The 25,083-nt window shown below is 67.2% G+C and carries 25 protein-coding genes; 9 read left to right on the top strand and 16 right to left on the bottom strand.

Annotated features, from left to right (window positions below):
- Nucleotides 1-61 precede the first annotated feature (61 nt).
- Complete coding sequence (locus G6N57_RS00785; protein ID WP_077742428.1) at nucleotides 62-1,189, top strand: glycosyltransferase family 4 protein; 1,128 nt, start codon at nucleotides 62-64, stop codon at nucleotides 1,187-1,189.
- Nucleotides 1,190-1,212: 23 nt separating this feature from the next.
- On the opposite strand, the gene G6N57_RS00780 is transcribed toward G6N57_RS00785, so the two are convergent.
- Genes G6N57_RS00780 through G6N57_RS00770 form a run of 3 tightly spaced genes read right to left on the bottom strand, consistent with a single transcriptional unit; the run spans nucleotide 1,213 to nucleotide 4,917 of the window.
- Nucleotides 1,213-2,049: an alpha/beta fold hydrolase gene (locus G6N57_RS00780; RefSeq protein WP_077742427.1), complete on the bottom strand. Its 837-nt coding sequence runs from the start codon at nucleotides 2,047-2,049 to the stop codon at nucleotides 1,213-1,215.
- Nucleotides 2,050-2,096: 47 nt separating this feature from the next.
- Nucleotides 2,097-4,052: an aconitate hydratase gene (locus tag G6N57_RS00775; protein WP_077742426.1), complete on the bottom strand. Its 1,956-nt coding sequence runs from the start codon at nucleotides 4,050-4,052 to the stop codon at nucleotides 2,097-2,099.
- A 40-nt stretch (nucleotides 4,053-4,092) separates the two neighbouring features.
- The gene (locus G6N57_RS00770; protein ID WP_077742662.1) at nucleotides 4,093-4,917 is read right to left on the bottom strand and encodes an SDR family oxidoreductase; all 825 of its coding nucleotides are present in this window, start codon (nucleotides 4,915-4,917) and stop codon (nucleotides 4,093-4,095) included.
- Nucleotides 4,918-4,999: 82 nt separating this feature from the next.
- Here G6N57_RS00770 and G6N57_RS00765 point away from each other — a divergent pair, with 82 nt between their 5' ends.
- Together G6N57_RS00765 and G6N57_RS00760 are read left to right on the top strand one after the other, a co-directional pair.
- Entirely contained in the window at nucleotides 5,000-5,695 is a 696-nt protein-coding gene (locus G6N57_RS00765; RefSeq protein WP_077742425.1) for a demethylmenaquinone methyltransferase, read from the top strand.
- A gap of 193 nt (nucleotides 5,696-5,888) precedes the next feature.
- A complete protein-coding gene (locus G6N57_RS00760; protein ID WP_065509551.1) occupies nucleotides 5,889-6,398 on the top strand; it encodes a hypothetical protein in 510 nt (169 codons plus the stop codon).
- 5 nt (nucleotides 6,399-6,403) lie between these two features.
- On the opposite strand, the gene G6N57_RS00755 is transcribed toward G6N57_RS00760, so the two are convergent.
- The 11 genes from G6N57_RS00755 to G6N57_RS00705 all read right to left on the bottom strand — a co-directional run bounded on the left by G6N57_RS00755 (nucleotide 6,404) and on the right by G6N57_RS00705 (nucleotide 17,266).
- On the bottom strand, nucleotides 6,404-7,093 hold the full coding sequence (locus tag G6N57_RS00755; protein WP_133118312.1) for a sensor domain-containing protein: 690 nt from the start codon (nucleotides 7,091-7,093) through the stop codon (nucleotides 6,404-6,406).
- A gap of 63 nt (nucleotides 7,094-7,156) precedes the next feature.
- A complete protein-coding gene (locus G6N57_RS00750; RefSeq protein WP_077742423.1) occupies nucleotides 7,157-8,062 on the bottom strand; it encodes an oxygenase MpaB family protein in 906 nt (301 codons plus the stop codon).
- A 27-nt stretch (nucleotides 8,063-8,089) separates the two neighbouring features.
- Nucleotides 8,090-8,689 carry an Rv1363c family protein gene (locus G6N57_RS00745; protein WP_097925915.1) on the bottom strand — a complete coding sequence of 200 codons (600 nt, stop codon included), beginning with the start codon at nucleotides 8,687-8,689 and terminating at the stop codon, nucleotides 8,090-8,092.
- On the bottom strand, nucleotides 8,686-9,909 hold the full coding sequence (locus tag G6N57_RS00740) for an MlaD family protein (RefSeq protein WP_077742422.1): 1,224 nt from the start codon (nucleotides 9,907-9,909) through the stop codon (nucleotides 8,686-8,688). Before G6N57_RS00740 ends, G6N57_RS00745 begins: the two co-directional genes overlap by 4 nt.
- Nucleotides 9,906-10,976, bottom strand: a complete 1,071-nt coding sequence (locus G6N57_RS32180; protein ID WP_077742421.1) for an MlaD family protein — start codon at nucleotides 10,974-10,976, stop codon at nucleotides 9,906-9,908. Before G6N57_RS32180 ends, G6N57_RS00740 begins: the two co-directional genes overlap by 4 nt.
- Nucleotides 10,977-10,982: 6 nt before the next feature.
- A complete protein-coding gene (locus G6N57_RS00730) occupies nucleotides 10,983-12,086 on the bottom strand; it encodes an MCE family protein (RefSeq protein ID WP_077742420.1) in 1,104 nt (367 codons plus the stop codon).
- Nucleotides 12,083-13,138: an MCE family protein gene (locus G6N57_RS00725; RefSeq protein WP_077742419.1), complete on the bottom strand. Its 1,056-nt coding sequence runs from the start codon at nucleotides 13,136-13,138 to the stop codon at nucleotides 12,083-12,085. The genes G6N57_RS00730 and G6N57_RS00725 overlap by 4 nt, the downstream gene beginning before the upstream one ends.
- Nucleotides 13,139-14,191: an MCE family protein gene (locus G6N57_RS00720; protein WP_077742418.1), complete on the bottom strand. Its 1,053-nt coding sequence runs from the start codon at nucleotides 14,189-14,191 to the stop codon at nucleotides 13,139-13,141. It abuts the gene before it with no gap.
- Nucleotides 14,188-15,603, bottom strand: coding sequence for an MCE family protein (locus G6N57_RS00715; RefSeq protein ID WP_163646574.1), 1,416 nt, complete (start codon nucleotides 15,601-15,603; stop codon nucleotides 14,188-14,190). The genes G6N57_RS00720 and G6N57_RS00715 overlap by 4 nt, the downstream gene beginning before the upstream one ends.
- A complete protein-coding gene (locus G6N57_RS00710) occupies nucleotides 15,600-16,430 on the bottom strand; it encodes an MlaE family ABC transporter permease (protein ID WP_077742660.1) in 831 nt (276 codons plus the stop codon). Before G6N57_RS00710 ends, G6N57_RS00715 begins: the two co-directional genes overlap by 4 nt.
- 23 nt (nucleotides 16,431-16,453) lie before the next feature.
- Entirely contained in the window at nucleotides 16,454-17,266 is an 813-nt protein-coding gene (locus tag G6N57_RS00705; RefSeq protein ID WP_077742416.1) for an MlaE family ABC transporter permease, read from the bottom strand.
- A gap of 313 nt (nucleotides 17,267-17,579) precedes the next feature.
- On the opposite strand from G6N57_RS00705, the gene G6N57_RS00700 reads away from it, so the two are divergent.
- The 3 genes from G6N57_RS00700 to ppnP all read left to right on the top strand — a co-directional run bounded on the left by G6N57_RS00700 (nucleotide 17,580) and on the right by ppnP (nucleotide 20,692).
- Entirely contained in the window at nucleotides 17,580-19,364 is a 1,785-nt protein-coding gene (locus G6N57_RS00700; protein WP_077742415.1) for a hydroxysqualene dehydroxylase, read from the top strand.
- Between the two features lie 43 nt (nucleotides 19,365-19,407).
- Nucleotides 19,408-20,349 carry a CobW family GTP-binding protein gene (locus G6N57_RS00695; protein WP_077742414.1) on the top strand — a complete coding sequence of 314 codons (942 nt, stop codon included), beginning with the start codon at nucleotides 19,408-19,410 and terminating at the stop codon, nucleotides 20,347-20,349.
- Between the two features lie 61 nt (nucleotides 20,350-20,410).
- Nucleotides 20,411-20,692, top strand: a complete 282-nt coding sequence (gene ppnP, locus G6N57_RS00690; RefSeq protein WP_077742413.1) for a pyrimidine/purine nucleoside phosphorylase — start codon at nucleotides 20,411-20,413, stop codon at nucleotides 20,690-20,692.
- A gap of 2 nt (nucleotides 20,693-20,694) precedes the next feature.
- On the opposite strand, the gene G6N57_RS00685 is transcribed toward ppnP, so the two are convergent.
- Complete coding sequence (locus G6N57_RS00685; RefSeq protein WP_097925911.1) at nucleotides 20,695-21,021, bottom strand: hypothetical protein; 327 nt, start codon at nucleotides 21,019-21,021, stop codon at nucleotides 20,695-20,697.
- A gap of 180 nt (nucleotides 21,022-21,201) precedes the next feature.
- Here G6N57_RS00685 and G6N57_RS00680 point away from each other — a divergent pair, with 180 nt between their 5' ends.
- Entirely contained in the window at nucleotides 21,202-21,693 is a 492-nt protein-coding gene (locus G6N57_RS00680; RefSeq protein ID WP_077742412.1) for a TspO/MBR family protein, read from the top strand.
- Here the strand turns inward: G6N57_RS00680 and menJ are convergent.
- The gene (gene menJ / locus G6N57_RS00675) at nucleotides 21,686-22,906 is read right to left on the bottom strand and encodes a menaquinone reductase MenJ (RefSeq protein WP_077742411.1); all 1,221 of its coding nucleotides are present in this window, start codon (nucleotides 22,904-22,906) and stop codon (nucleotides 21,686-21,688) included. The two genes, G6N57_RS00680 and menJ, sit on opposite strands and share 8 nt — an antisense overlap.
- 21 nt (nucleotides 22,907-22,927) lie before the next feature.
- Between menJ and grcC1 the strand changes: the two genes are divergently transcribed.
- Both grcC1 and htpX read left to right on the top strand, forming a co-directional pair.
- Nucleotides 22,928-23,935, top strand: coding sequence for a nonaprenyl/(2E,6E)-farnesyl/geranylgeranyl diphosphat synthase (grcC1, locus tag G6N57_RS00670; protein ID WP_165777762.1), 1,008 nt, complete (start codon nucleotides 22,928-22,930; stop codon nucleotides 23,933-23,935).
- Between the two features lie 74 nt (nucleotides 23,936-24,009).
- On the top strand, nucleotides 24,010-24,885 hold the full coding sequence (htpX, locus tag G6N57_RS00665; RefSeq protein ID WP_036441782.1) for a zinc metalloprotease HtpX: 876 nt from the start codon (nucleotides 24,010-24,012) through the stop codon (nucleotides 24,883-24,885).
- Nucleotides 24,886-25,083: the final 198 nt, after the last annotated feature.

The raw sequence follows: 25,083 nt of genomic DNA, 5'->3' as shown, positions 1-25,083 counted from the left end.
TTTAGCGTGTCGTATCCCCGGACGCTACCTCGGGGACAGGTGCTGCTGGGAGCATCCAGGTGTGCGCGTTGCAATCGTTGCAGAGTCCTTCCTCCCGAATGTCAACGGCGTCACCAACTCGGTGCTTCGGGTGATCGAGCATCTCCGCCGCACCGGCCACGAGGTACTCGTCATCGCCCCGGACACCCCGCGGGGTCAGCCGCCGGCCGACCGCGTGCATGACGGGGTGCGGGTGCACCGCGTGCCGTCGCGGATGTTTCCCAAGGTGACTTCGCTGCCGCTGGGTGTGCCGCGGCCCCGGATGGTGAATGTGCTCCGCGGATTCAACCCCGACGTCGTCCACCTCGCGTCACCGGCGCTGCTCGGCTGGGGTGGCGTGCACGCCGCCCGGTACCTGGGCGTGCCCACGGTTGCGGTGTTCCAGACCGATGTCGCGGGCTTCGCCGAGAGCTACGGTGTCGGCATCCTCTCGCGCGCCTCGTGGGCGTGGACGCGGCGCCTGCACAGCAAGGCCGACCGCACCCTGGCTCCGTCCACCTCCGCGATGGAAAACCTTGAAGCCCATCGCATTCCGCGGGTGTTCAAGTGGGGCCGCGGGGTTGACATCACCGGTTTCGCGCCGTCGGCCCGCGATGAGCAGCTGCGTGCCGCGTGGTCGCCCGAGGGCAAGCCGGTCGTCGGGTTCGTCGGCCGGCTGGCCCCGGAGAAGCACGTGGAGCGATTGGCCGCGCTGGCCGGGCGCGACGATCTGCAGCTGGTCGTGGTGGGTGACGGGGTGGACCGGGACAAGCTTCAAACTGTGCTTCCCACAGCCGTTTTCACCGGGGAACTGCACGGTGCGGCCCTGGCTTCGGCGTACGCCAGCATGGACGTGTTCGTCCACCCGGGTGAGCATGAGACGTTCTGCCAGGCCGTGCAGGAGGCGATGGCCTCCGGGCTGCCGGTGATCGCGCCCGACGCCGGCGGGCCCAGGGACCTGGTGGCGCCGTACCGCACCGGGTTGTTGCTTCCGGTCGGTGAATTCGAGTCGGCGCTGCCGGCTTCCGTCGATCACCTGATCGCAGAGCGGCCGCGCTACTCGGTAGCCGCGCGGCGCAGCGTGCTGAGCCGCACCTGGCCGGCCATCTGCGATGAGCTGATCGGGCACTACGAGGCCGTGCAGGGCCTGCGTCAGCTGCGCGCGGCCTGATCCGCCTTCGGGGACAACCTGTTTCAGGAGCGCAGCCACTCGAGTAGATCGGCCATGATGGTCTCGGCCTGGGTGGTCGGCATGCCGTGCGGGAATCCCTCGTAGGTCTTGAGTGTCGAGTTCGGCAGGAGCTCGGCCGACAGCGGCCCGGAGTCCGCGTACGGCACGATCTGGTCGTCGTCGCCGTGCATGACCAGCGACGGCAAGGTGATCTTCTTGAGATCCTCGGTGAAATCGGTCTGGGAGAACGCCACGATGCCGTCGTAATGCGCCTTGGGGTCGCCCATCATGCCCTGGCGCCACCAGTTGGCGATGATCGCCTCGCGGGCAGGCTGCGGGGTCTTCTCCTGTTCCCGGTTGAAGCCGTAGAACGGGCCTGAGGGCAATGCGCGGTAGAACACCGAGCGGTTCGCCGCCAGTTGGGCCTGAAGGTCGTCGAACACCGATTTGGGCAGCCCACCGGGGTTGGCGTCGGTCTTGACCATCAGTGGCGGCACCGAGCTGATCAGGACCGCATGAGCGGCCCGGTCCAGGCCGTGGCGGGCGAGGTAGTGCACCAGCTCACCGCCGCCGGTGGAGTGCCCGACGTGGATGGCGTCGCGCAGGTCCAGGTGTCGGACCACGGCGGCGAGGTCGTCGGCATAGTGGTCCATGTCGTGGCCGTCGGCCACGTGCGAGGAGCGTCCGTGCCCGCGCCGGTCGTGGGCCACGACGCGATAGCCGTGCTGCAGGAAGAACAGCATGAACGTGTCCCAGTCGTCGGCGGACAACGGCCAACCGTGGCTGAAGACTATGGGTTGGCCCGAACCCCAGTCCCGATAGAAGATCTCGACATTGTCCGAAGTCGTGATGGTCGGCATGGGTTCGACGGTACGCCGGTTTAGGTTGCTGGAGGCCGGATCGCGGCCTAGTTCTTCTGTTGCGCGGCCAACCACGGAATCAGGCCGCCGGCGAGCACATGCCGGACCTGTCGCGGCGAAAGGCGATGGCGCACCGCGAATGACGTTCCTTCAGTGGTGTTGGTGACGGTGATGGGATCACCGTCGGTCAATGCCCGGCGCAGGTTGGTCAGGGCGAGTACGTCGCCTTGGGCCACCGAGTCGTAGTCGGCGGGATCGGCGAATTCCACTGCGAGCACACCGAAATTGGCGAGGTTCTGCCAGTGGATGCGTGCGAACGATTTGGCGATCACCACCTGCAGTCCGAGGTAGCGGGGCGCGATCGCGGCGTGTTCGCGGGACGAACCCTGACCGTAATTCTCACCGCCGACGACGATGTGGCCGTTCTCGGCGGACTGGGCCCGTTCCGGATAGGTCTCGTCGATCTGGGTGAAGCTGAACATCGCGAGTTTGGGGATGTTCGACCGGAACGGCAGGGCGCGCGCGCCGGCGGGCGAGATCTCGTCGGTCGAGATGTTGTCGCCGACCTTGAGCAGGACCGGTGCCTCGATCACGTCGGGCAGCGGCGTCAGCTCGGGGAGGCTGGAGATGTTGGGCCCCTTGATGACTTCGACGGTGCGGGCCTGTTCGGGTGCGGCCGGGGCGACCAGCATGGCGGTGTTGACGCTGAAGTGGGTGGGCAGATCGAGCTCCGGGTACTCGATCCCGTTGTCGGCCGCCCATTGTCGCGGATCGGTGATGACGCCCGTGATGGCCGATGCCGCAGCGGTTTCCGGTGAGCACAGCCACACCGAATCCTCCTTGGTGCCGGACCGGCCCGGAAAGTTGCGTGGCATGGTTCGCAGCGAGTTGCGACCGGTGGCCGGCGCCTGACCCATGCCGATGCAGCCCATACAGCCGGCCTGGTGGATGCGCGCGCCGTTGATGACGAGTTCGGTCGTGGCGCCCATCCTGGTCAGGTCGGTGAGGATCTCGCGGGAGGTGGGGTTGACGTCGAAGCTGACGTCGGGCGAGGTCTGACGGCCGTGCACCATGGCCGCTGCGATCGCGAAGTCGCGCAATCCGGGGTTGGCGCTGGAGCCGATGACCACCTGCGACACGGGCTCGCCTGCCACCTCGGACACCGGGACGACGTTGCCGGGTGACGACGGTTTGGCGATCAGCGGTTCGAGTGCCGACAGGTCGATGACCTCGTCGATGTCGTATTGCGCACCGTCGTCGGCGACGAGTTCCACCCAGTCGTCGCCACGGTCCTCGCCGGTGAGGAAGTCGCGTACCGCGTCGTCGCTGGGGAAGACGGTGGTGGTCGCGCCGAGTTCGGCGCCCATGTTGGCGATGACGTGCCGATCCATCGCTGACAGGCCCTCGAGCCCGGGGCCGTGGTACTCGATGATGCGGTTGACGCCGCCCTTGACGTCGTGGCGCCTGAGCATCTCCAGGATGACGTCCTTGGCCGAACACCATTGCGGGAGCGTGCCTTCCAGCCGGATGCCCCACACCTCAGGTGCGCGCAGGTGCAGCGGTTCGCCGGCGATGGCCAGTGCCACCTCGAGCCCGCCGACGCCGATGGCCAGCATCCCCAGCGATCCGGCGGCCGGGGTGTGCGAGTCCGACCCCACCATGGTCTTGCCGGGTATGCCGAAGCGCTGCATGTGGGTGGGGTGCGAGACCCCGTTGCCGGGCTTGGAGAACCAGAGCCCGAAATGTTGCGCGGCGGTCCGCAGGTACTCGTGATCCTCGGCGTTCTTCTCGTCGGTCTGCAGCAGGTTGTGGTCGACATACTGCACGCTGACCTCGGTCCGGGCCCGGTCGAGCCCGAGCGCCTCTAGCTCCTGCATGACCAGTGTTCCGGTGGCGTCCTGCGTCAGCGTCTGGTCGATCCGGATCGCCATCTCATCTCCGGGCGTCATCGACCCGGAGACGAGATGGGACCCGATCAGCTTTTGTGTGACGCTTTCCGGCATACCCACAGGCTTCCCCGGGGATTGCCGGATGAAACCGCGGCTAGCCCTGGGCGAGAACCGACACCGGCTGCCATTGCTCCCAGGTGGCCAGCCGGCTCTCGTAATCGGCCTTGGCCAGCTGTAGCGGCAGCTCACCGAAGAACACCCGCAGCGGCGGGTTCTCGGCGTCGACGATCTTCAGTACCGCCTCGGCCGAGGCCTTGGGGTCACCGGGTTTGGCGCTGCGCTGGGCGCGGGCGCGTTGCGCGGCCGCGCGGGCCTCGTCGTAATCGGCAAGCGGGGCAGCATGTCTGGCCGAGGAGCCGGCCCAGTCGGTGGAGAACCCGCCCGGCTCGATCAGCGTGACGTGCACCCCGAAGGGCGCCACCTCCTGGGCCAGTGACTGGGAGAGGCCTTCCAGCGCCCACTTGGACGCGTGGTACATGCCGACCAACGGGAACGCGGTGATGCCGCCGATCGAGGACACCTGGATGATGTGTCCGCTGCCCTGGGCCCGCAGGTACGGCAGCGCGGCCTGGGTGACCCAGAGGGCGCCGAAGACGTTCGTCTCGATCTGGTCGCGGGCGTCGGCCTCGGACACCTCCTCGATGAAGCCGAACTGGCCGTAGCCCGCGTTGTTGACGACGACGTCCAGCCGGCCGAAGCGGTCGTGGGCGGTTTTGACCGCGGCGAAGTCGGCCTGACGGTCGGTGACGTCGAGTTTGATCGGCAGCAGCGCGTCGCCGTACTTGTCGGCCAGGTCGGCCAGCGCCGCGGTGTCCCGCGCCGTGGCGGCCACCTTGTCGCCCCGCTCCAGGGCCGCGATCGCCCACTCCCGGCCGAAGCCTCGCGATGCACCGGTGATGAACCACACTTTTTCGCTCATGATCAGCTTCAAGTCGCCCCGGCGGGCGCCAATTCCCGGTCGCAGGAAGTTCACAGGGATGGCTACGGGTAGCGTCGGCGGCGTGAGTCGAGCGAGCCTGGAGAAGAACCCCCACGAAGTGGCATCGATGTTCGATGCCGTGGCGCGGCGCTACGACCTGACCAACACCGTGCTGTCGCTCGGGCAGGACCGGTTCTGGCGTCGCCAGACCCGTGCGGCGCTGGGTATCGGCCCGGGGGACAAGGTGCTGGATCTGGCGGCGGGCACCGCGGTGTCGACGGTCGAGCTGGCGAGCTCGGGCGCGTGGTGTGTGGCTGCGGACTTCTCGGTGGGCATGCTCGCCGCCGGGGCGTCCCGTCCGGTGCCCAAGGTGGGCGCCGACGCCACCCGGCTGCCGTTCGCCGACGGGGTCTTCGACGCCGTCACGATCAGCTTCGGGCTGCGCAACGTCGTCGATCATGTGGCGGGCCTGCGCGAGATGGCCCGGGTGACCCGGCCCGGCGGCCGGCTGGTGGTGTGTGAGTTCTCCACGCCGACCAACCGGGCGTTCGCCACGCTGTACAAGGAGTACCTGATGCAGGCGCTGCCGCGGATGGCCACCGCGGTGTCGAGCAACCCGGACGCCTATGTGTATCTGGCCGAGTCGATCCGGGCCTGGCCGGACCAGGCCGAGCTGGCCCGGCGCATCGCGGACGCGGGCTGGTCACAGGTCAAGTGGCGCAACCTGACCGGTGGGATCGTGGCCCTGCACGCGGCGACCAAGCCCGGCGCCGCCTGACAATCCGTCCCCCTCAGCACCGCGAGCGTGCGTGTCTGCTGCCCGCCACGCCGCGAATCGTCGGCAGTTTGCGCACGCTCGTGCCGCGCGAGGTAATCCACTGGGCGGAAAATGAGGTAGCGGACTACCCCAGCGTTCCCGCGTGCGGCCGCCCTACCCTTCGGTGTCACGTCCGCGAAGGGGGAGGAACACCATGGCTGGAATCATCACGCCGGAATCGCTTGAGTCAGAAGAGCTCTTGAACATTCCGGTGGCGGGTGCCGGAACGCTGTGCCGGGTCGTCTCCGGTTATGCGAACTTCATGGACAAGAACATCACCAATGCCTTCGGCGCGCCGATCGGGCTCGAGCCGCTGCCCGGTGAGGACATCTTGCAGCCGCTGCCGCTCAGCGGCGACTTCGAGCCGAACGACGACGACAAGACGTGGCGGGCGTTCGAGGTGCACATGGAGGTCGGCCCGAACTGGCGCAGCGTGCGGGATGTTTCGCCGATCGTCACCGTGGCGGGATTCACGTTCAGGGACAACGACGCGGCCAATGCGTCGGGAACCGAAATCCGCAGCTGCACTTGGGACACGGTCGGGCTGACCGGTGACCAGAGCGAGTTCGAACGCATCCGCCTCAAGGTCGACGTCCGGATGTGCGGTGGCCAGCAATATTCGATCATCAAACTTGCGTATCACCTGGTGGCCGTGGGGCGATAGGCCGTTCAACCGCGTGCGTTGGCGGCCAGCTTCTTGACGATGGTGGCTGCCTGGTCGTGGATCTGGTAGCCGCAGACCTTGGCATCGACGGCTATCCGGGTCACCACCGACTGAGCCCGTTGGCATGCCCATCCGTCGGTGCCCGCTCGGGTGGTCGTCTGGGTGATCAGGTCGCCGTCGACGACGAGATCGCCGATGTGCCAGGTGCGGTCGCTGGTCTCGTCACCCCGCTTCTCCCGAAGCGAGATCTCGGATCCTGCGCATTTTCCCCACCACTCCTTGGAGCTTTCGAGCGTGGATCGCGCTTCGTCCTCCGACATGAGGAGCACGGCGGCCTGTTGCACCCAGTGGCGATGGTCGGAATCAGGGTCCTGGGCGACCTGGGTGCGTACCGAATCCCAGTAGCTGAACAGGTAGACGAGGTACTCGGCGGGAAAGAGTGCGCCCAGGCATTTTTCGTCGCGAATCCGCCAGAAGTTGCTGTTCAGATCCGCGGACTTGCTGGTGAACGCCAAGTTGCCGGCCCCGACGATCGCCTTGAGTTCCTCGATCGGCAACATGATCTGCTCGAGCTTGTTCTCCTCGGGCGACGGAGTCTTCTTCAGGGCGGTGCCGGCCACGGTGCTCGTGCACCCGGTCACTCCCACCAGCATCGCCGCCATGGCAATCACACACCACACCCGAGTTCTGCGCACCCGCTCATTCTGGCGGAAGGTCAGCACCGGACCCGTCTGATCGCCGTGAACCGCCGCGAGCCGTCAGATCAGCGACTTCTTGCGCCGGATCCGGCGGCGCAGATCCTTCCTCAGCACCGCATAGTTGCCGGTGCGCAGGGATTTCGGCAGGAAGCGGTTGACCAACGCCACGAACAGGAAGAGATGTTCGAAGCGCCGTCGATCGGTCTCGGTCCACTCCAGTTCCATCGCATCGCGGAACACCGGCGCCAGGAAGCCGATGGTCAAGAACCGCAACAGCGGTGCCAGCATCTTCCGCATGGGCCAGTTGATCATCCGCAGCTCCACCAGAACCATGAGGTAGTCCCGCACGAACGGCGTCATCTCGACGCGTTCGCACGCGGTGTTCCAGTACGCGTCGAAGTCCGCCCTGGTGGCCGGCCACATCTCCTCGAGCACCTGCAGCGTGGTGCCGATCGTCATGGCGCTCTGGTAGAAGCCTTCGGCCTGCTCCTCGGTCATCGTGCCGTAGAGCAGTTGATGGGTGTCCTCGTAGAAGATGAAAAGGCAGGCCGCCACCCACAACTGCAGTTCGCGGTTGAACGCGTTGTATTTGACCGGGCTGTCCTCGGTGGACCGGACCTGCCGGTGCGCGACGTTGACCGCCTCCCGGTAGGCGTTCTTCTCCTCATCGGTGCCGAGGATCGCGACGGTGAGGTATTGCGCGGTGGTACGTAGCCGCTTCCACGGGTGGTGCACCAAACTGCCTGACTCCACCCGGCTTTCGGCCACCCCGTAGCCGACCTCGGGCCAGCTCATCTGCATGATGACGTTCGCCGCCGCTCCGGCCGCGGACCAGAAGTCCAGCGCGTCGGAGAGGTCGACGTTCTTCTTCCTGATCCACCGCGGCACCCGCTGGGTGACGGTGATGCGGGTCTCGGCGGTGGTAAGGCGCGGCTCGGCGGCCAGATCCACGTATGTCGCGGGCATGGGACTCCTCTCGGGTGGAACGGTCGGTTATACGGTCTGGACGTCGTCGACGATCCAGCGGTCGCCGCTGCGCGCCAGCTTGACCACCATCCGGTACTTCTGGTTACTACCTTGTGGCGCAGTCACATTGGTGACGTGCTGGTCGACGAATGCGATGACGGTCGCGCTGTCTCCGTCGAGCGCGTCGACCACGACGTGATCGGCCGTGGCGGTGGCGACGCCCTTGCTGGTCACCACGATGTCGCGGAGCGCCTTGACCATCTCGTCGTACTTGGCCGCGAACCCGGGGGTGGAGTTGGCGACGATGTGCTCGCGGTTGGCGTCCATCTTCTGGTAGTCGAACGCGGCCATCGACACCAGATAGTCGCGCGACATCTCGACGGCCTGGGTGCGCAGGGCGTCGTCTCGACGGTGCTGGTACTCGCCGATCGACAACGTCACCAGCGCGGCGGTGGCAGCGACGGCCACCAGGGCGAGCAGGGCCGCCAGGATCCGGCGCTTGAGGTGCCGGGGTGAGGATTCGGGCTCTGGTTCGTCGGCTGTGTCCGTGGTGTCATCTGAGGGATCCTCCAACGTCAGCACCGATTCACCACGGTCGTCGGCTGATTCATCGTCGGAATTGCTCACTGCGGGCCACCTTTCAGGATGCTGCGCCACTTGTAGGCCAGCTGGGCCAGGGTCGGTATCTTGACCGGGTCGGTGACCACCTCGGGTCCGATCGGATACCCAGGGGTCTGTGAGTTCTGCAGGCCGAGATCGTTGGGGCGGGGTGCGTTGACCGCGCCCCGCATCAGCATGTCGGGTGCCGGCGGGCAGTACATCACCAGATTCGGTTCTTTGGCGCTGACGTCGCCGATGGCTCGCCGGTCGACGTCGTAATTGCACACCGGCCCCTGGGTCGCGATGAGCGAGAAGTCGGCTCGGGTCTGACCGGTGGCGTCGACCTTGACGATGGAGGTGAGATCCTGCAGACCCTTGGGGATCGTCGACAGCCCCGTCTGCAGCGAGTCGGTGCGGTCCCCGATGATCGGGGTGACGGTGGCCAGGTTGGCCAGGGTGGCGCCGAAGGTGCCCTGGTACGTATCGAGCACCCGCTGCAGGGAACTCAGCGCGGCCGGCGAGTGGTCGGTCAGGTACAGGAACGCCGGTCCGCTGCCGTCGAGCTGATTGGCCAGCCGTGCACTGGCGCCCATGCCGCGCACGAAGGAGTCGCCCTGGCCGGCCATGGTGGTGACGAGCTCCGCGGTCCCGTCGATCAGGGGCTGCAGCTGTCCGGTCTGGTTGCGGATGCGGGTGGACATGTCCGACGCGTTGTCGATCAGCATCGCCAGGTCGGGGCCGAGCCCCTCGAACGCGTTCGACAGTTCGGTGCCGACCGACTGGACCGCCTGGGTGTCAATGCCTTTCACCAGCTGTGCGGTGTCACCCATGATCCGGTCCATCTGGATCGGCTGGCGGTCGGCCGGTGCGGCGATGGTGTCCCCGGAGGCCAGGTACGGCCCCGAGTCGGACTGCGGCATGATGTCGACGCTCTGGATGCCGGCGGCCGTGCCCATTCCGACGGTCAGGATCGCATCGCGCGGGATACGGGTGTCCGGGTCGATCGCCAGCCGCACCATCGCGGTGCCGTCGGGGGCCAGCCACACGTCGTCGACCGTGCCGACCTGCACTCCTCGCACGGTGACGCTGGTTCCGGCGGTCAGGCCGAACGCGTCGGTCATCGTCGCGGTCAGGGTCATCGCGGTCCGGAAGCCTTGTGGCCCGGCCACATAGCGGATTCCGAACGGGATGACGATCGCGGCGATCACCGCGAAGATCGCCAGCTGAACCACGACCAGGCGTCTCAATTCAGGCCTCCCGACAAGAACCCCTCAAGGGCCACATCCCCGGTGATCGGTGTGCCGTTCACGATCAGCCCTCCGGTGAGGAGCTTGTCGATGGTGCCCGGAATATCAAGGGCTCCATCGAACATCAGGTAATCGCCGTGGACCGAGTTGCCGAACTTCTCCAGGAAGGTGTTCATCGCGGTGAGCATTCCGCCGAGCCGATCGTTGAACGTGCCCATCATTCCGACGACGGTGCCTGCGTCGGTCACCATGTTGTCGAGGTCGGTCGAGGACAGCACGCTGTTGGCGGTCGCGGCCAGTGCGGTGGTCGAGGAGAACAGGGTCTGCAGCTTGGCGCGCTGCACATCGAGCATCGCCACCACCTTGGGGACGGCGTCGAGGTATGCCGCCACCGTCTTGTGTTCGTGGCCGAACTGTCCGGTGATGTTGGCGGCCAGGCTCATTGCCTGGTCGAACTCGCCCTGGTGTTCGGAGGCCTTGGCCGCCAGCAGCGACATCGAGTCGATCAGTCCGCGCACCTTGTCGGCCCGGCCGCCGAACGCCTTGTCCAACTCGGTGACGATGGTGGCCAGCTGGTCGACACCGCTGCGGGACAGCAGCGCGCCGAAGGTGGCCAGCGCGCTTTCGATCTGAGGCCCCAGCTCGGTGTGGCTGGGCGGGATCACGTCGCCGTTGCGCAGGGCGCGCTGGGGCGCCGGCTCTGCGCTGCTGAGCCTGACGAACGGATTACCGAGCGCCGAGGGCAGTTCCACGCTGGCCACGGTCCCGGAGCCCAGGCCGTCGGCGTCGGCCAGACTGAGCTGGACCGAGGCACCCGAGGCGGCCAGGCTCATCCCGCTGACGCGGCCCACCACCTTCTGCCCGTTACGGACGTCGGCGCCGATGGTGATGCCGTCGGCGGTGGGCAGCACCACCGTGACGGCCATGGTGTCGGTGGGGGAGGTGCGGCCGAGGGGTAGGTCCTGAATTCCGATATCGCTCAACGCCCAAACGGCGGCGGCAGCCACCACGACGGCGCAGCCGGTGGCGGCGCCGGCCGGGGTCGGGCGGGGCAGGGATCTACGCATGACCGTTCACCTCGGGTACTTCGGGTTCGGCGCCGGGGTGTTGCCGGTGACGGCGGTGACGATGCCCAGCGGGTCCGAGCGGCTGATCGGATACGAGATCGGGTTGGTGATCCCGGCGCCGACGCACATCGGCAACATGTTCCGGTCGCAGAAGTTCTGGGCCGCGGCGAACTGGGTCAGCACCGTGGACACGTTCAGCCGGATCCGGCCGCGCCGGTCCTGGCCGACGGTGTTGGACAGGTTCTGCATCATCAGCGGTACCAGGTCCATGAATTCGGCCAGCTGCGGTTGCTTGGCGGTCAGCACGTCGCCGACGGCGTTGAGATTGGCCGCGATGGTGCCAAGGTCGTCGCCGTGCTGGGCGACGAAGCTGTCGACCTGGTCGAGCACGACCTTGAGATCGGCCATGGGCTGGGCGATGTCGACGTTGGCGTCCGCCCAGCCGCCGCCGACCTGGCCGAGTTCGGTCACCATCTGGTTCAGCGATATCTGGCGTTGGTTGAACGCGGCCATCAGGGTGCCGAGGTTGTCCACCACCGCACCGATGTCCTCGGCCCGGGCGCCCAGCACGCCGCTGGCGGCGCTGAGGTTGCGCATCGCGGAGTTGAACAGCTTGCCCTGGTCGTGCCACTGCTCGGCGCCCCGGGTCAGCACGGCGCCGATGTCGCCCTGCTGGGGGCCGATCGCCGAGGTGAGCGTGCTCAGGCTGCCCAGCATGCTGTCGAAGGTGATCGGGGAGTGGCTGTGGTCGGCGGGAATGATGTGCCCGTCGGTGAGGGTGGGGCCCGATCCGCTGTAGGCCGGACCGAGTTCGACACTGCGGTCACTGATCAGCGCCGGGCTCACCACGTAGGCGTCCGGATCGGCGGGCAACGCGACGTCGTCGGGCAGGGTCATGGTGACTCGCACGGTGGTGCCCTGTGGCGTCACCGCAGTGACCCGCCCCACCGGCACCCCGAGCACGGTGACCTTGCTGCCGGGGTAGATGCCGTTGATGTAACTGAAGTCGGCGTGCACGGTCCGGGCCCGGTCGGTGCGGCCGAATACGTACCAGCCGCCGGCAGCGAGACACAGAACCACGATGAGTGCCAGGGAAATCTGCCGCTTCATCGGCACTCCCGCTGAACGTTGAGGAAGCACAACAGGTTGTCGGGCATCACCACGGACGGCGAGTTGACGTCGGCCCAGTTGCCGTTGCCGGTGGCGTTGGTGACCGCGCGGATCGCCGGGGGCATCTTCTGCAGAGTCTGGTCGATCTTGTCCACGTTGGCTTTCAAGGCTCCGGTGACTGCGGTGAGGCCGGTGATCAAACTGCTGAAATCGCCCTGCTTCTCGGTGTACATCGCGGCCAGGTGCCGCATGATCGCGGTCAGGTTGGTGACGATGTCGGTCAGTGCCTGACGCCGCGCGGCCAGCGAGGACACGATGTACTGCGCGTTGGCCGCCGTGTCGGCCAGGGAATCTGTCTGATGCGAAAGCATTTCGGCCATCGACCGGCTGATCCGCAGGATCTCGTCGACCTTGTCGCCGTTTTCGGCGAAGGCCGAGCTGGCGGCACTGATCCCCGCCAGCGCCTGGCCGAGCTCGGTGCTGTTGCCCGGCATCGTCTCGGCCAGGGTGTTCATCATCGCCGTCAGCGGCTGCTGGTCGACGTGCTCGGCGGTGTCGGCAGCCTTACGCCCCACCTCGTCGAGGCTGTACGGAACCGTGGTGCGCGACAACGGGATCACGTTGGAGTCCAATCCGTTGACGGTTCCGCCCGGCATCACGTCGAGAAACCGCTTACCCAACACGGTCCGCAGCCGCACCGTGACCGTGGTGCGGTTGCCGAGGACCTGAGCCTTGTCCAGCCGGAAGCTCACGCGCACCCGGTCGCCGGCCAGGGCCACGTCCTCCACCCGTCCGGCCGGCACCCCGGCGACGTAGACCGGGTCGCTGCCGGACAGTCCGCCGGCATTGGCCATCTCGGCGACGTACGCGTTGGTCCGGACGTGGTAGACCGCGCGCGGAATCCCGATCGAGACAACCATGATGGCGACGAGGGTGATGGTGCCGATCATGCCCAGCGCCAAGGGGATTGATGGGTTGTGCTTGCGCTGATCCTTGACGAAGAGGAAGATCACCGCGCCGACGAAGAGGTCGATCAGTTTGACGAGAAACATCTACAAACACACCTCGGAATGCCTGCTGCCGAAGATGTTGGCTTCGTGGCTGCGAATCTTGAGGGTGAAGTTGCACAGGTACAGGCTGACGAACCCGCCGTAGCTGGAGGTCCGGTTGATCGCGTCGCCGAACTCCGGCAGCCGCCCCAGCAGCGTGGTGAACTGCTCGGTGTTGGGCTGCCAGGTCTGCAGCATGGCGTTGAGGTTGGTGATGGTGTCTCCGTAGGCGGCGCTGGAGTGGTCGACCGTGTTGGCCAGGGTGGCCAGCACGGCATTGCCTTGATCGATGAGCGTCTCGAACTGCCGGTCACCCGACGTCACCGCGGCGCTGAGCCGGTTGAGCCCGGTGAGCATCTGCTCCAGTTGCGGCTGGCGGGTGTTCATGGTGCGCATCAACGTCGACATGTTGTCGATCAGCTGGGTGAATATCCCCGCGTTGTTGCTCAAACTCGAAGTCATCGCGGCGATCTGGGTGAGCAGCGTCGTCAGGGTCTGCGCCTGGCCGCTGAAGGTCTCGACGAATCCCCGGGTGAGGGTGTTGACCTGCTCGGGGGCCAGTGCGTCGAACAGTGGTTTGAATCCGTTGAGCAGCGCGGTCAGATCCACCGCGGGCGAGGTCTGGGCCAGGGGGATGACGCCGCCGGATGCCAGCCGTGCCGGTGGTTCGTCGGTGGAGACGTCCATGATGGCGCCGCCCGGATCGGACAGTGCCACGTAGCGGGCGCCGAGCATGTCGCCGTAGCGCACGGCGGCGGTGACGTTGCTCGTCAGGGTGAAATCGGAGTTGACCTCGATGTCGACGTCGGCCCGGCTGGTGCCGTCGGCATTGGGGGCGAACCGGATCGAATCGACCCGGCCGATCCGAATCCCGTTCATGGTCACGGGGTTTCCGACATTGAGGCCTTCGACGCTGGTGAACTGTGCCTGGTAGGTGACTGTGCTGCCGCGCACCGGTACCGACAGGGTGTTCATCACCAACACCGCGCTGAGCATCCCGGCGGTGCCGAAGGCGCCCAGCTTGGCCCAGGACTGCCAGCGACCGTTGCGGTTCATGAGACCTGCACCTCCGTGCCGCGCACCAGCGGGCCGAGCATGAGCACCGTGGCGATGTTCGGTTGGGTCGATGGGGCTCCGGCAGGCGGCACCAGAGCGTCCTGCAGCACCGCCAGGGCATGGGCCTGACCGTCGGCGTCGACGACGGCTGAGGCGGGTGCGGCCCCCGGAACCGCCTCGGCGGGAAGCGGTTCGGTGGGCAGCGGTGCGGACTGCGGCAGCCCGGGGCCCGGGGGCAGGGATGAGTTCGTCGGTAGGTGCGGCGCCGGCGCCGGGAACGGTGTGACGGGCAGGTCGGCCGCCGGGCGGGCCAGCACGTCTGCCGGCTGATCCGGGACCGTGCCCGACGGCGCGGATTCGGCGCAGCGTGCACCCGGGGTGTTCCCATAGACCGGACAGTCCTGCAGCGAGTACGGCATCGGGCCTGCGAAGGTCGCGACGGCGGTGATGTTGAACTTGCCCGTCGCGAACACCTTGGCGCCGGCCTCGCCGAACGACTGCGCGCCGGCCAGGGTGTCGACCAGTCCGAGAGGCTGGGCGGCGGTGGTCGCCATGATCTTTCCGGCCGCGTCGACCACGGTGATCAGCTGTGCGCGGTGGTCGGACAGGAACGAGGTGAGCACCGAGGAGAACCGGGCGAACCCGTCCAGCGCCGAGGCGAACTTCTTCTGGTCGTCGACCATTCGGTTGGACACCGATGTCGCCGCCGACAGCGTGGAGATGATGTCGGGGGTGGCGGTGTTCAGCGAGGCCATCACATCCCGGAATTGCGGTGTGGTGTCGAGGAATCGCACGAGCGACGGGGTCAGCACCTGTGCGCTGGCGCTCAGGTTGTCGATCGTGGTGCCCAGCTCGGTGCCGCGGTTGCGCAGCGATTGGCTGATCGCGGTGAGCGCGGTCTGCATGCGCTCGGGTTTGATCTGGGAGAACAGTTCGACGATCTTGGTGAACACGTCGTAGAGCGCCATCGCATCGGGGCTGTCGTCGATCGCCACGGTGTCACCGGGCTTCAACCCCGATGGCGACCGGTCGCCTTTCGGGTCGACGAGCTGCAGATAGATGTCGCCGAAGAACGTGCGGGGCACGATTCGTGCGACGGCCGAGGACGGGATGATGCCGAGGCTGTCGGGTTCGATCGCCAGCCGGACCCGGGACGTGCGGGTGCCTGACTCGATGTCGGCGATGCGCCCGACGTTGACGCCGTGGTAGCGGACCGGGGACCCGCCGGTGATCAGCCCGGCCGACACCGGAACTCCCACGAACACGTCGGCACTGCGTTCCAGATGTCCCGAGGCCCGGGCCACCAGCGCGGATGCCACGGCGACCGCCACGGTGGCCGCGGCCAGGCCGCGGAGCGCCAGTTTCGCCCGGCTGGGTTCGGCACGCCGGTGAGACCGCTTGAGTCGCTTCACATTCCCATCCCGGGGATCTCGGGCACCAGACCCCACAGGGCGAAGGTGAGCAGCACGTCCAGGATGCCGACCGCGAGGATCGCGGTGCGCAGCGCCCGCCCCGCGGCCTGCCCCACCCCGGCCGGCCCGCCCGAGGCGAAGTAGCCGTAGGTGCAATGCACCAGCGCCACCACGATCGCGAAGACGATGGCCTTGATCCCGGAGTAGAGCAGGTCTCTGGGGCCCAGCGCCAGATGGAAGAAGTAGTCGTAGGTGCCCGGGGAGGCACCGTTGAAGATCACCACCACGGTGCGGGTGGACAGGTAGCTGGCCAGCAGCCCGATCATGTAGATCGGGATGACGCAGACCACCGAGGCCAGCACGCGGGTGCCGACGAGGTAGGGGACCGACCTCAGGGCCATGGCGTCGATCGCGTCGATCTCGTCGGAGATCCGCATCGCCCCGATCTGGGCGGTGAAGCCGGTTCCGACCTTGGCGGCCAACGCGATTGCCACCACCACGGGCGCCAGTTCGCGGGTGTTGGCGATCGCGGCGAGCATGCCCGAGAGGGTGTTCATCCCGACCAGGTCGAGGCCGCGCTGGGTTTCGACGCCCAGCATCATGGCCGCGGCCAGCGACATGGCGAACACGATGCCGATGGTGCCGCCGCCGGACAGCAGCGAGCTGGTGCCGAAGGTGACCTCGCCGATCTGGCCCAGGGTGTGCTTGCGGTAGCGGACCAGGGCGTACGGCAGTGACCCGAGCACCTTGGCGTAGAACGTGACGTGCTGGCCGGCGACCGCGAGCGCGTCGAACCCGGCGCCCGCGGGTCTCGAAATCCGGTGCAGGGCAGCGCTGCTGGTGATCGCCGTCACCGGTAGCTGCCCACGGCCGGAACCACCACGGTGTACAGCGCCGACATGGTGGTGTTGAGGATGAAGACCAGCGCGAAGGCCAGCACCACGGCCTCGTTCACAGCGTTGGCCACCCCGCCGGCGCCACCCTTGGCGTGCAGGCCCTTGAAGGTGGCGACCAGCGTGGCGGTCAGCCCGAAGACCGCCGACTTGATCAGTGCCATCACGAAATCCGACACCTGGCCGTACTGGCTGAAGGTGGCCAGGAATGTTCCGGCGGGCAGGTGCTGCACGCTGATGTGGTACAGGTAGCAGGCCATGACGCCGCCGAAGGTGACGATCGAGCACAGCGCCAGCGCCACGATGACGGCGGCGACCAGACGCGGCGCGACGAGGCGCTCGATCACGTCGAGGCCCATCACCTCCATGGCGTCGATCTCCTCGCGGATGGTGCGTGACCCCAGATCGGTGCAGATCGCCGAACCGGCCACCCCGGCCATCATCAGGGCGCAGACCAGGGCCGCGGCCTGGCCGACGATGATGAACGCCACCACCGCGCCCGAGTAACCCCCGGCCCCGATGCGCCCGGCCAACTCGCCGACCGACACCGCGATGAACACACCGATGGGCATCATCAGCAGCAGGGCCGGCCCGGTGCAGACCCGCCCGATGAACAGGGTCTGGGTGACGACCTCGTCGAGCACCAGGCGTCGGCGGATCACCGCGGTGACGACGCTGACGAGCGCCTGCACCGAGAAGCCGAGCACGTAGCCGCCCTGGACCAGGACATCCCGAACGGGGCCCCTGGACGCTGGTAGCTCGTAGGTCATCGAGTTCCTTCCGCGCGTGTTGTGGCATGCGCGGGGCCGGCCGGTGGCACCGGCTGTGCAGAGCACCGTTTCGACCCCCCGGTCACCTGTGGAGCATGTCACATTTGATGACGCCGCCGCAACAATTAAGTGAATGGTCATTCTCGAGCATGGGCCGCGCTGTTGTGCGGTTTGTAGTGGTTCGATACGACTTGATGTGATCAGCGGATCGAGACGATGTGGACTGGTTCGAATCGGCGTGTCGACGCCGTGCGGTCGAGAATCGCCGTTAACTTATCGCCCACAGGGGTTGCCGAGCTGAGGTGGTATCGGTATGTCGGGTGGGGTTGGGGAACGTCACATTTCACGGCGGTCGTTTCTGGCAGGCACGGCCACGGCGGGAGTGGCCGCGGCGGCGCTGAGCAGGCCGGCAACCGCGCGGTCGGCTCCAGGGTCCACCGTGGCGATATTCGGTGCCGGGGTGGCCGGACTGACCGCCGCGCACGAACTGGCCGAGCGCGGTTTCCGTGTCACGGTGTTCGAACGAAAAGCGTTGGGCGGCAAGGCGCGCTCGATACCAGCGCCGAGCCCGACGGGCAGTCCGCTGCCGGCTGAGCACGGCTTCCGGTTCTTTCCGGGGTTCTATCGCAACGTCACCGACACCATGCGGCGTATCCCGTTCGCCGGCAACACATTCGGGGTCTGGCAGAACCTGACCCGGGCCACGTCGTACCTGCACTCCGGACTGGGGCGGGCGGATCTGACCATCCCACTGCCGTTTCCGATCCCGACGCTGCCCAACCCGATCACCCCGAAAGCATTCATCGAGTCGGTGGCCGCGGTGTTCCAGACGCTGTTCCGGTTGCCGCCGCTGGAGGCGGTGTACGCCGCGCAGAAGCTCGCGGTGTACGTCACCAGCTGCGACGAACGCAAGCTCGGCCAGTGGGACAACATGACTTGGGAGCGCTACATCGGGGCCGACAAGAAGTCGGCCGAGTACAACCGGTATCTGGCCGACGGCATCATCCGCAACCTGGCCGCCTCGAAGTCCAAAGACGCCAGCGCTCATTCGATCGGGCTGGTCGGTGAGGCCTCGGTGTGGTCGATCCTGCTGCTGGGCAACGACATCGACAACAAGGGATTCGACCGGGTGCTCAACGGGCCCACCAGCCTGCAGTGGATCGACCCTTGGGTGGCGCACCTCCAGTCGCTGGGGGTGACGTTCCGGGTCGGGCAGGCGCTGGCCAGGCTGACCCCCAACGGGGGCCACATCGCCTCGGCGACCGTGGTCGACGGCAACGGGGTGGCCCAGCCGGTGGTGGCCGACTGGTACATCTCGGCGGTGCCGTGCGAGAAGCTCGCCGCGGTGCTCACTCCGGACGTCATCGCCGCCGATCCCAAGCTGGCGTCGGTGGCCGCGCTGCGCACCGAGTGGATGAACGGCCTGATGTTCTTCCTGCGCGAGCGCGTCGACGTCACCAAGGGGCACGTCAACTACGTCGACTCCGGCTGGGGCATCACGTCGATCAGCGAGGCGCAGTTCTGGAAGCGGCCGCTGACGTCCTACGGCGACGGAACCGTGAAGGACTGTCTGTCGGCGATTCTCTCGGACTGGAGCACGCCGGGGAACTTCAACGGACTCAGTGCCCGACAGTGCACGCCACCGCAGATCGCGGCCGAGGCCTGGGCGCAGATCAAGGCGCACCTCAACGACACCGGCACCGTGCTCACCGACGCGATGCTGCACTCGTGGTTTCTCGATCCGTCGATCATCGACTCGGGCACGCCCAACGTGCGCAATGACGAACCGCTGTTCATCCAGGACCCGGGGTCGTGGGCTCGTCGGCCGGAAGCCACGACCGGGATCGACAATCTGTTCCTGGCCGGCGAGTGGATCAAGACCGACCAGAACGTCACGACGATGGAGGGTGCCAACGAGGGCGGGCGCTACGCCGCCAACGGGGTGCTGCTGGCGGCGGGTTACCAGGGGCCGAAGGTCAAGATCGTCGAGTTGTTCCAGGCGCCGTGGTGGGCCCCGTTCAAGGCCGCCGACAAGGCGCGGTACCGGGCCAAGCTGCCCAATGCGCTGGACATCGTCGACGCTCGCTGGCCGACCTGACCCGCTTACTGAAAACAGTTCCCAATAACTCTACGATGGCCCGGTGACGTCAACCGGATCAGTACCCGTGCTGGCGGTCGCCGGGCACCTGGGTGCCGGCAAGACCACGCTGCTCAACCATCTCCTGCGCAACGGCCGCGGGGTCCGCATCGGGGCGCTGGTCAACGACTTCGGCGCGGTGAACATCGACGCCATGCTGGTGGCCGGCCAGGTCGATGCGATGGCGTCGCTGTCCAACGGGTGCATCTGCTGTGCGGTCGATGACGACGAGGTCAGCGAGATGCTCGGCAAGCTCGCTGCCGTCAAACCCCGGCTGGATCTGATCGTGGTGGAGGCCAGCGGCGTGGCCGAACCAGCCGCGGTGGCCCGCACCATCATCACCGCCGACGATTCCCGCTTCCACTACGCCGGCCTGGTCCTGGTGCTCGACGGGCTGCAACCCGACCTCAGTCACGGGATGCCGGTCGCCGATCTGGTGGTGCTCAACAAGGCGTCCTCGTGCCCCGATGTCGACGCGCTGACCGCGCGGATCCGTGAACTCAATCCCCGGGTTCCGGTGCTGCCCACTGACTTTGCCGGCATCGACCCTGAGCTGCTGATCGACCCGCCGCAGCGGGCGCCGCAGGCCCAGCTGTCCTTCGACGAGCTGCTGCACGACGAGCACGATCACGACCATCCGGAGTACCAGAGCGTCGAATTCCGCACCGATGCCGCGGTGAACCCACGCTTGTTCATGGAGTTTCTGCGGGACCGCCCCGTTGGGCTCTACCGCGCCAAGGGCTTCGTCGACTTCGGCGCGCAGCGCTTCCTGCTGCAACTCGTCGGCAGTTCCCTGCGCTTCGAGAAGCGTCGCTCGGGCGGTACCGAGTTGGTGCTGATCGGCACCGGGATGGACACGTCGGCGGTGCTGGACGGGCTGCACCGGTGCGCCGGTGAGCCGGCCGACGAGAACGCGATGCTCGGGGTGCTCAAGTACGTGGTGTAGCCGAATAGGGCGCGGATTCGCCCCGGTATCCTGACCGCTCACCCGACTTCAAGGAGCCGCATTGTTCAAGGTCAACGAGTACTTCGGTGGCGACGTCGCCTCGATCGGCTTCACGACGCCGGACGGGAATGCGACCGTGGGCGTCATGGCCGTCGGCGAGTACGAGTTCGGCACCTCCCAGCTCGAGATCATGCAGGTGGTCTCCGGTGCGCTCACGGTCAAGCTGCCCGGCCGCGACGAGTGGGAAACCTTCGCGGCCGGAACACAATTCACCGTGCCCGCCGACAGCAAGTTCCAGGTGCGCGTCGAGACCGAGACCGCCTATCTGTGCGAGTACCGCTGAGGCTAGGCCGAATAGCCGCGGAACCGGCTGTGCAGCCGCTGCTTTGACACCCCGAGGACTCTGCCGATCTGTGCCCATGACAAACCGGCTTGACGACCGGCGAGGATCGCCTGTTCATAGCGGGCCTGGGCCCGGGCGAGATCGTCCCGTGCGAGCCCCAGCGCGTGAACCCGTGTCCCGATCGAGAGGTCCCACAGGGGCTCCGGTGGGTCATCGGACGCAATGGGTTCGTGCGCGGCGATCTCCCGCTCCAGTTGCTCTTGCGAGCGTCGGAAGAACTCCTTCAGCTCAGGGTCGTTCGCCCACCACGGCTCGCTCTTGGCTCCCATGTCCGGAGTATGCCGACCGGTGGGGACATCTTCGCCTGGGCGATCGTCAAAATATTTGACGATCCTGGCGGACACCATGACCCGAGAGAGCGGCCGGCCCCTGGCGTCTCTCTGGGTGACATGTCCTGTGGAACTTCGTCAAACTTTTTGACGCAGGACCATTCGGGTATTTAGTGGCCCATGCGACCGATCACCCTGGCCAAGACGGCCACTGCGGCATTGACCACCGCGCTCGTCGGCGGGCTGGCCAGCCGGCCCGCGCAGTCCAACTGGTACGAGTCCTTGCGCAAGCCGTCGTTTCAGCCTCCGCGACAAGCTTTTCCGGTTGTCTGGCCGATCCTGTACGCCGGCATCGCGGTGGTCTCGGCCCGCACCATCGACCGGCTGCGCACCGACGGCTGCCAGGACGAGGCCCGTGCCTATACGGCGGCGCTGAGCGTCAACCTGGCCGTCAACGCCGCGTGGTCGTGGGTGTTCTTCTCCCGCCGCCAACTCGGTGCCGCGGCCGTCACCGCCGCGGCGCTGACCGCGAGCAGCGCCGACCTGACCCGTCGCGCGGTAGCGGCCCAGGGCGCGGCAGGGGCGGTGCTGGCGCCCTATCCGCTGTGGTGTGGCTTCGCCACGGCGCTGTCCACCCGGATCTGGATGCTCAACCGCCCGCCGATCAACTGAACGGCTTGCGCTGATCCAGTCGGCGCGAAGCCAGGCCCGCACCCCGCCATACTCGGGCGACCCAGTCGTCGTCCTCTTCGGTGACCAGGTTGCCCATCACCCGCACGGCGATGTGCATCAGGAACGACGAGCGGACCGCGACGGGGCCGGTGGCAGGCAGGAAGCGCGGCAGGGTGAGCAGTATCGCCAGCCGCCGGGCAATGGAGAAGCCCTGGGCGTAATGGTCGCGCAGCAGCGCGGGCCAGGCGTGCGAATAGTCGCCGGACCCCACCATCTCGGCAGCCAACCGGCCGGTTTCCAGCCCGTAGTCGATGCCCTCGCCGTTGAGCGGGTTGATGCAGGCCGCCGCGTCGCCGACCAGCATCCAGTTGGGCCCGGCCACGCCGGACACCGCGCCGCCCATCGGCAACAGCGCCGACAGAGCAGCCCGCGGCTCCCCGGAGAATCCCCACTCCTCGCGACGCAGCTGGGTGTAGTACGACAGCAGCGGCCGCAGAGCGGCGTGGGCGGGACGTTTGGCCGTCGCCAGGGCGCCCACCCCGATGTTCACCTCACCGTTGCCCAACGGGAAGATCCAGCCGTAGCCGGGCAGCACCTGACCTTCGGGGGAGCGCAGCTCCAGATGCGAGGTGATCCACGGCTCGTTGGCGCGCGGCGTGGCGATATAGCCGCGGATGGCGGTGCCGTAGACGGTTTCCTTGTGCCACGTGCGGCCCAGCACGCGGCCCAGGGTGGAGCGGGCCCCGTCCGCCACGATCAGGTGGTTACAGCCGATCGTGGCGCCGTCGTCGAGCTGGACGGATTCGACCCGTCCACGTGAGTCATGGTTTACCCCAACCACTTTGGTGCCCAAGCGCATCTTGGCACCGTCGTCGGCGGCGACCGAGCGGATCCGGTCGTCGAGTTCGGTGCGCGGGACCGCACTTCCGGTGGACGGGAAAGACGGCCCGGGCCACGGCACCTCGACGTCGGCGCCGAACCCCGACATCCTCAGGCCGTGGTGCCGGATCCGGGTGTCGAGCCATGCGCCCATGCCGAGCCGTTCGAGTTCGGCAACGGCGCGCGGCGTCAGTCCGTCGCCGCAGGACTTGTCCCGGGGGAACTGCGCCGCGTCGACCACGAGCACGTCACGACCGGCTCGAGCTGCCCATGCGGCGGCCGCCGACCCGGCCGGTCCGGCGCCGACGACGACCACGTCTGACTTGATATCCATTGCTCCCAGTATGTTGGACGAATGAGGACACCAGCGACTGTGGTGGCAGGCGTTGATTTCGGGGACGCGGCGTTCGCCGCCGACGTCCGGGACAGCGTCGCCAGGATCGAACAACTGATGTCTGACGAGCTGGGCAAAGCCGACGAGCTCATGGCCGAGGCCGTCCAGCATCTGTTCCAGGCCGGCGGGAAACGGTTCCGCCCGCTGTTCACCGTGCTCTCGGCGTCGCTGGGCCCCCGGCCCGACGATCCTGAGGTCGCCATCGCCGGTGCGGTCATCGAGCTGGTGCACCTGGCCACGCTGTATCACGACGACGTGATGGACGAAGCCCAGATGCGGCGCGGGGCACCCAGTGCCAACGCCCGGTGGGGCAACAACATCGCGATCCTGGCCGGCGACTACCTTTTCGCCACGGCATCACGGCTGGTTTCACTGCTCGGCCCCGACGCGGTGCGTGTGATTGCTGACACATTCGCGCAACTGGTGACCGGCCAGATGCGCGAGACTCGCGGTGCGGCCGAGCATGTCGACTCCGTCGATCACTACCTCAAGGTCGTCTACGAGAAGACCGCGTGCCTGATCGCCGCCTCCGGACGGTTCGGCGCGACGTTCTCGGGTGCCGACGCCGATCAGATCGACCGGCTGCACCGGCTGGGCGGCATTGTGGGCACCGCGTTCCAGATCTCCGACGACATCATCGACATCGACAGCGATCCCGATGAATCGGGCAAGGTCCCGGGCACTGACCTGCGCGAGGGTGTGCACACCCTGCCGGTGCTGTACGCCCTGCGCGAGTCGGGTCCCGATTCCGACCGGCTGCGCGAATTGCTGGCCGGCCCGGTCGAGCGGGACGAGGACGTCGCCGAGGCGCTGACCCTGCTGCGGCGATCGAGCGGGATGGCGCGCGCCAAGGAGACGGTGGCCGAGTACGCGGCTCAGGCCCGCACCGAACTGGCAGGCCTTCCGGCCGGGCCCGGGCGCGACGCGCTGGCCACACTCGTGGACTACACGGTGAACCGTCACGGCTGAATCCGGAACCACGAGCGGTAACTGAGCGTTTAATCAGCGATGGTTGCCGAGTAGTTGCCTAGGAGGAAACTGCGATGACGTGGAACCCGCACGCGAACCGGATCAAGACATTCCTGTTGTTGGTCGGTTTTTCGGCGCTGATCGTGTTCGTCGGTTCGTTGTTCGGCCGCAACGTGATGTACCTGGCGGTGTTGTTCGCCGTCGGCATGAACGTCTACGTGTACTTCAACAGCGACAAGATGGCGCTGCGCGCGATGCACGCCCAGCCGATCACCGAGGTGCAGGCGCCCGAGATCTACCGGATCGTGCGGGAGTTGGCCACCACGGCGCATCAGCCGATGCCGCGCCTGTACATCTCCGACACCGCCAACCCGAACGCGTTCGCCACCGGTCGCAACCCGCGCAACGCCGCGGTGTGCTGTACCACCGGCATCCTGCAGATCCTCAACGAGCGTGAACTGCGAGCGGTTCTCGGCCATGAGCTGTCCCACGTCTACAACCGCGACATCCTGATCTCGTGTGTGGCAGGCGCGATGGCGTCGGTGATCACGGCCCTGGCCAACATGGCCATGTTCGCGGGGATGTTCGGCGGCAACCGTGAGGGTACGAACCCGATTGCCATGCTGCTCGTTTCGCTGCTCGGCCCGATCGCGGCCACCGTGGTGCGGATGGCGGTGTCTCGCCAGCGTGAGTACCAGGCCGACCAGTCCGGTGCCGAATTGACCGGTGACCCACTGGCATTGGCCTCGGCGCTGCGCAAGATCTCCGGCGGTGTCGAGGCGGCACCGCTGCCCCCGCAGCCCCAGTTGGCCGATCAAGCGCACCTGATGATCGCCAGCCCGTTCCGGGCCGGCGAGCGCATCGGCAAGCTCTTCTCGACCCACCCGCCGATCGACGACCGCATCCGCCGCCTGGAGGATATGGCCGGCCGCGGCCCCGGTCACTACTGACCTTCCTCGCTTCGCCCGGCCGCGGGGGCGCCGAGATCGGTTCGGGATGCTCTGCCGGGTCAAGGTGCCCGCCAGGATCGTCAAAAACTTTGACGAAGTTGCCGACGACACGTCACCCAGAGAGACGCCCGAATCCGGAACCCGGTCGGGCGCGTGATCAACAAGGGCATGACAAAACACCGCGAGCGTGCGTGAACT

The organism is Mycolicibacterium boenickei (assembly GCF_010731295.1).
Classification (GTDB): domain Bacteria; phylum Actinomycetota; class Actinomycetes; order Mycobacteriales; family Mycobacteriaceae; genus Mycobacterium; species Mycobacterium boenickei.
Note: the sequence above shows the minus strand (reverse complement) of the source record. Positions and strands in the feature narration are given on the sequence as shown.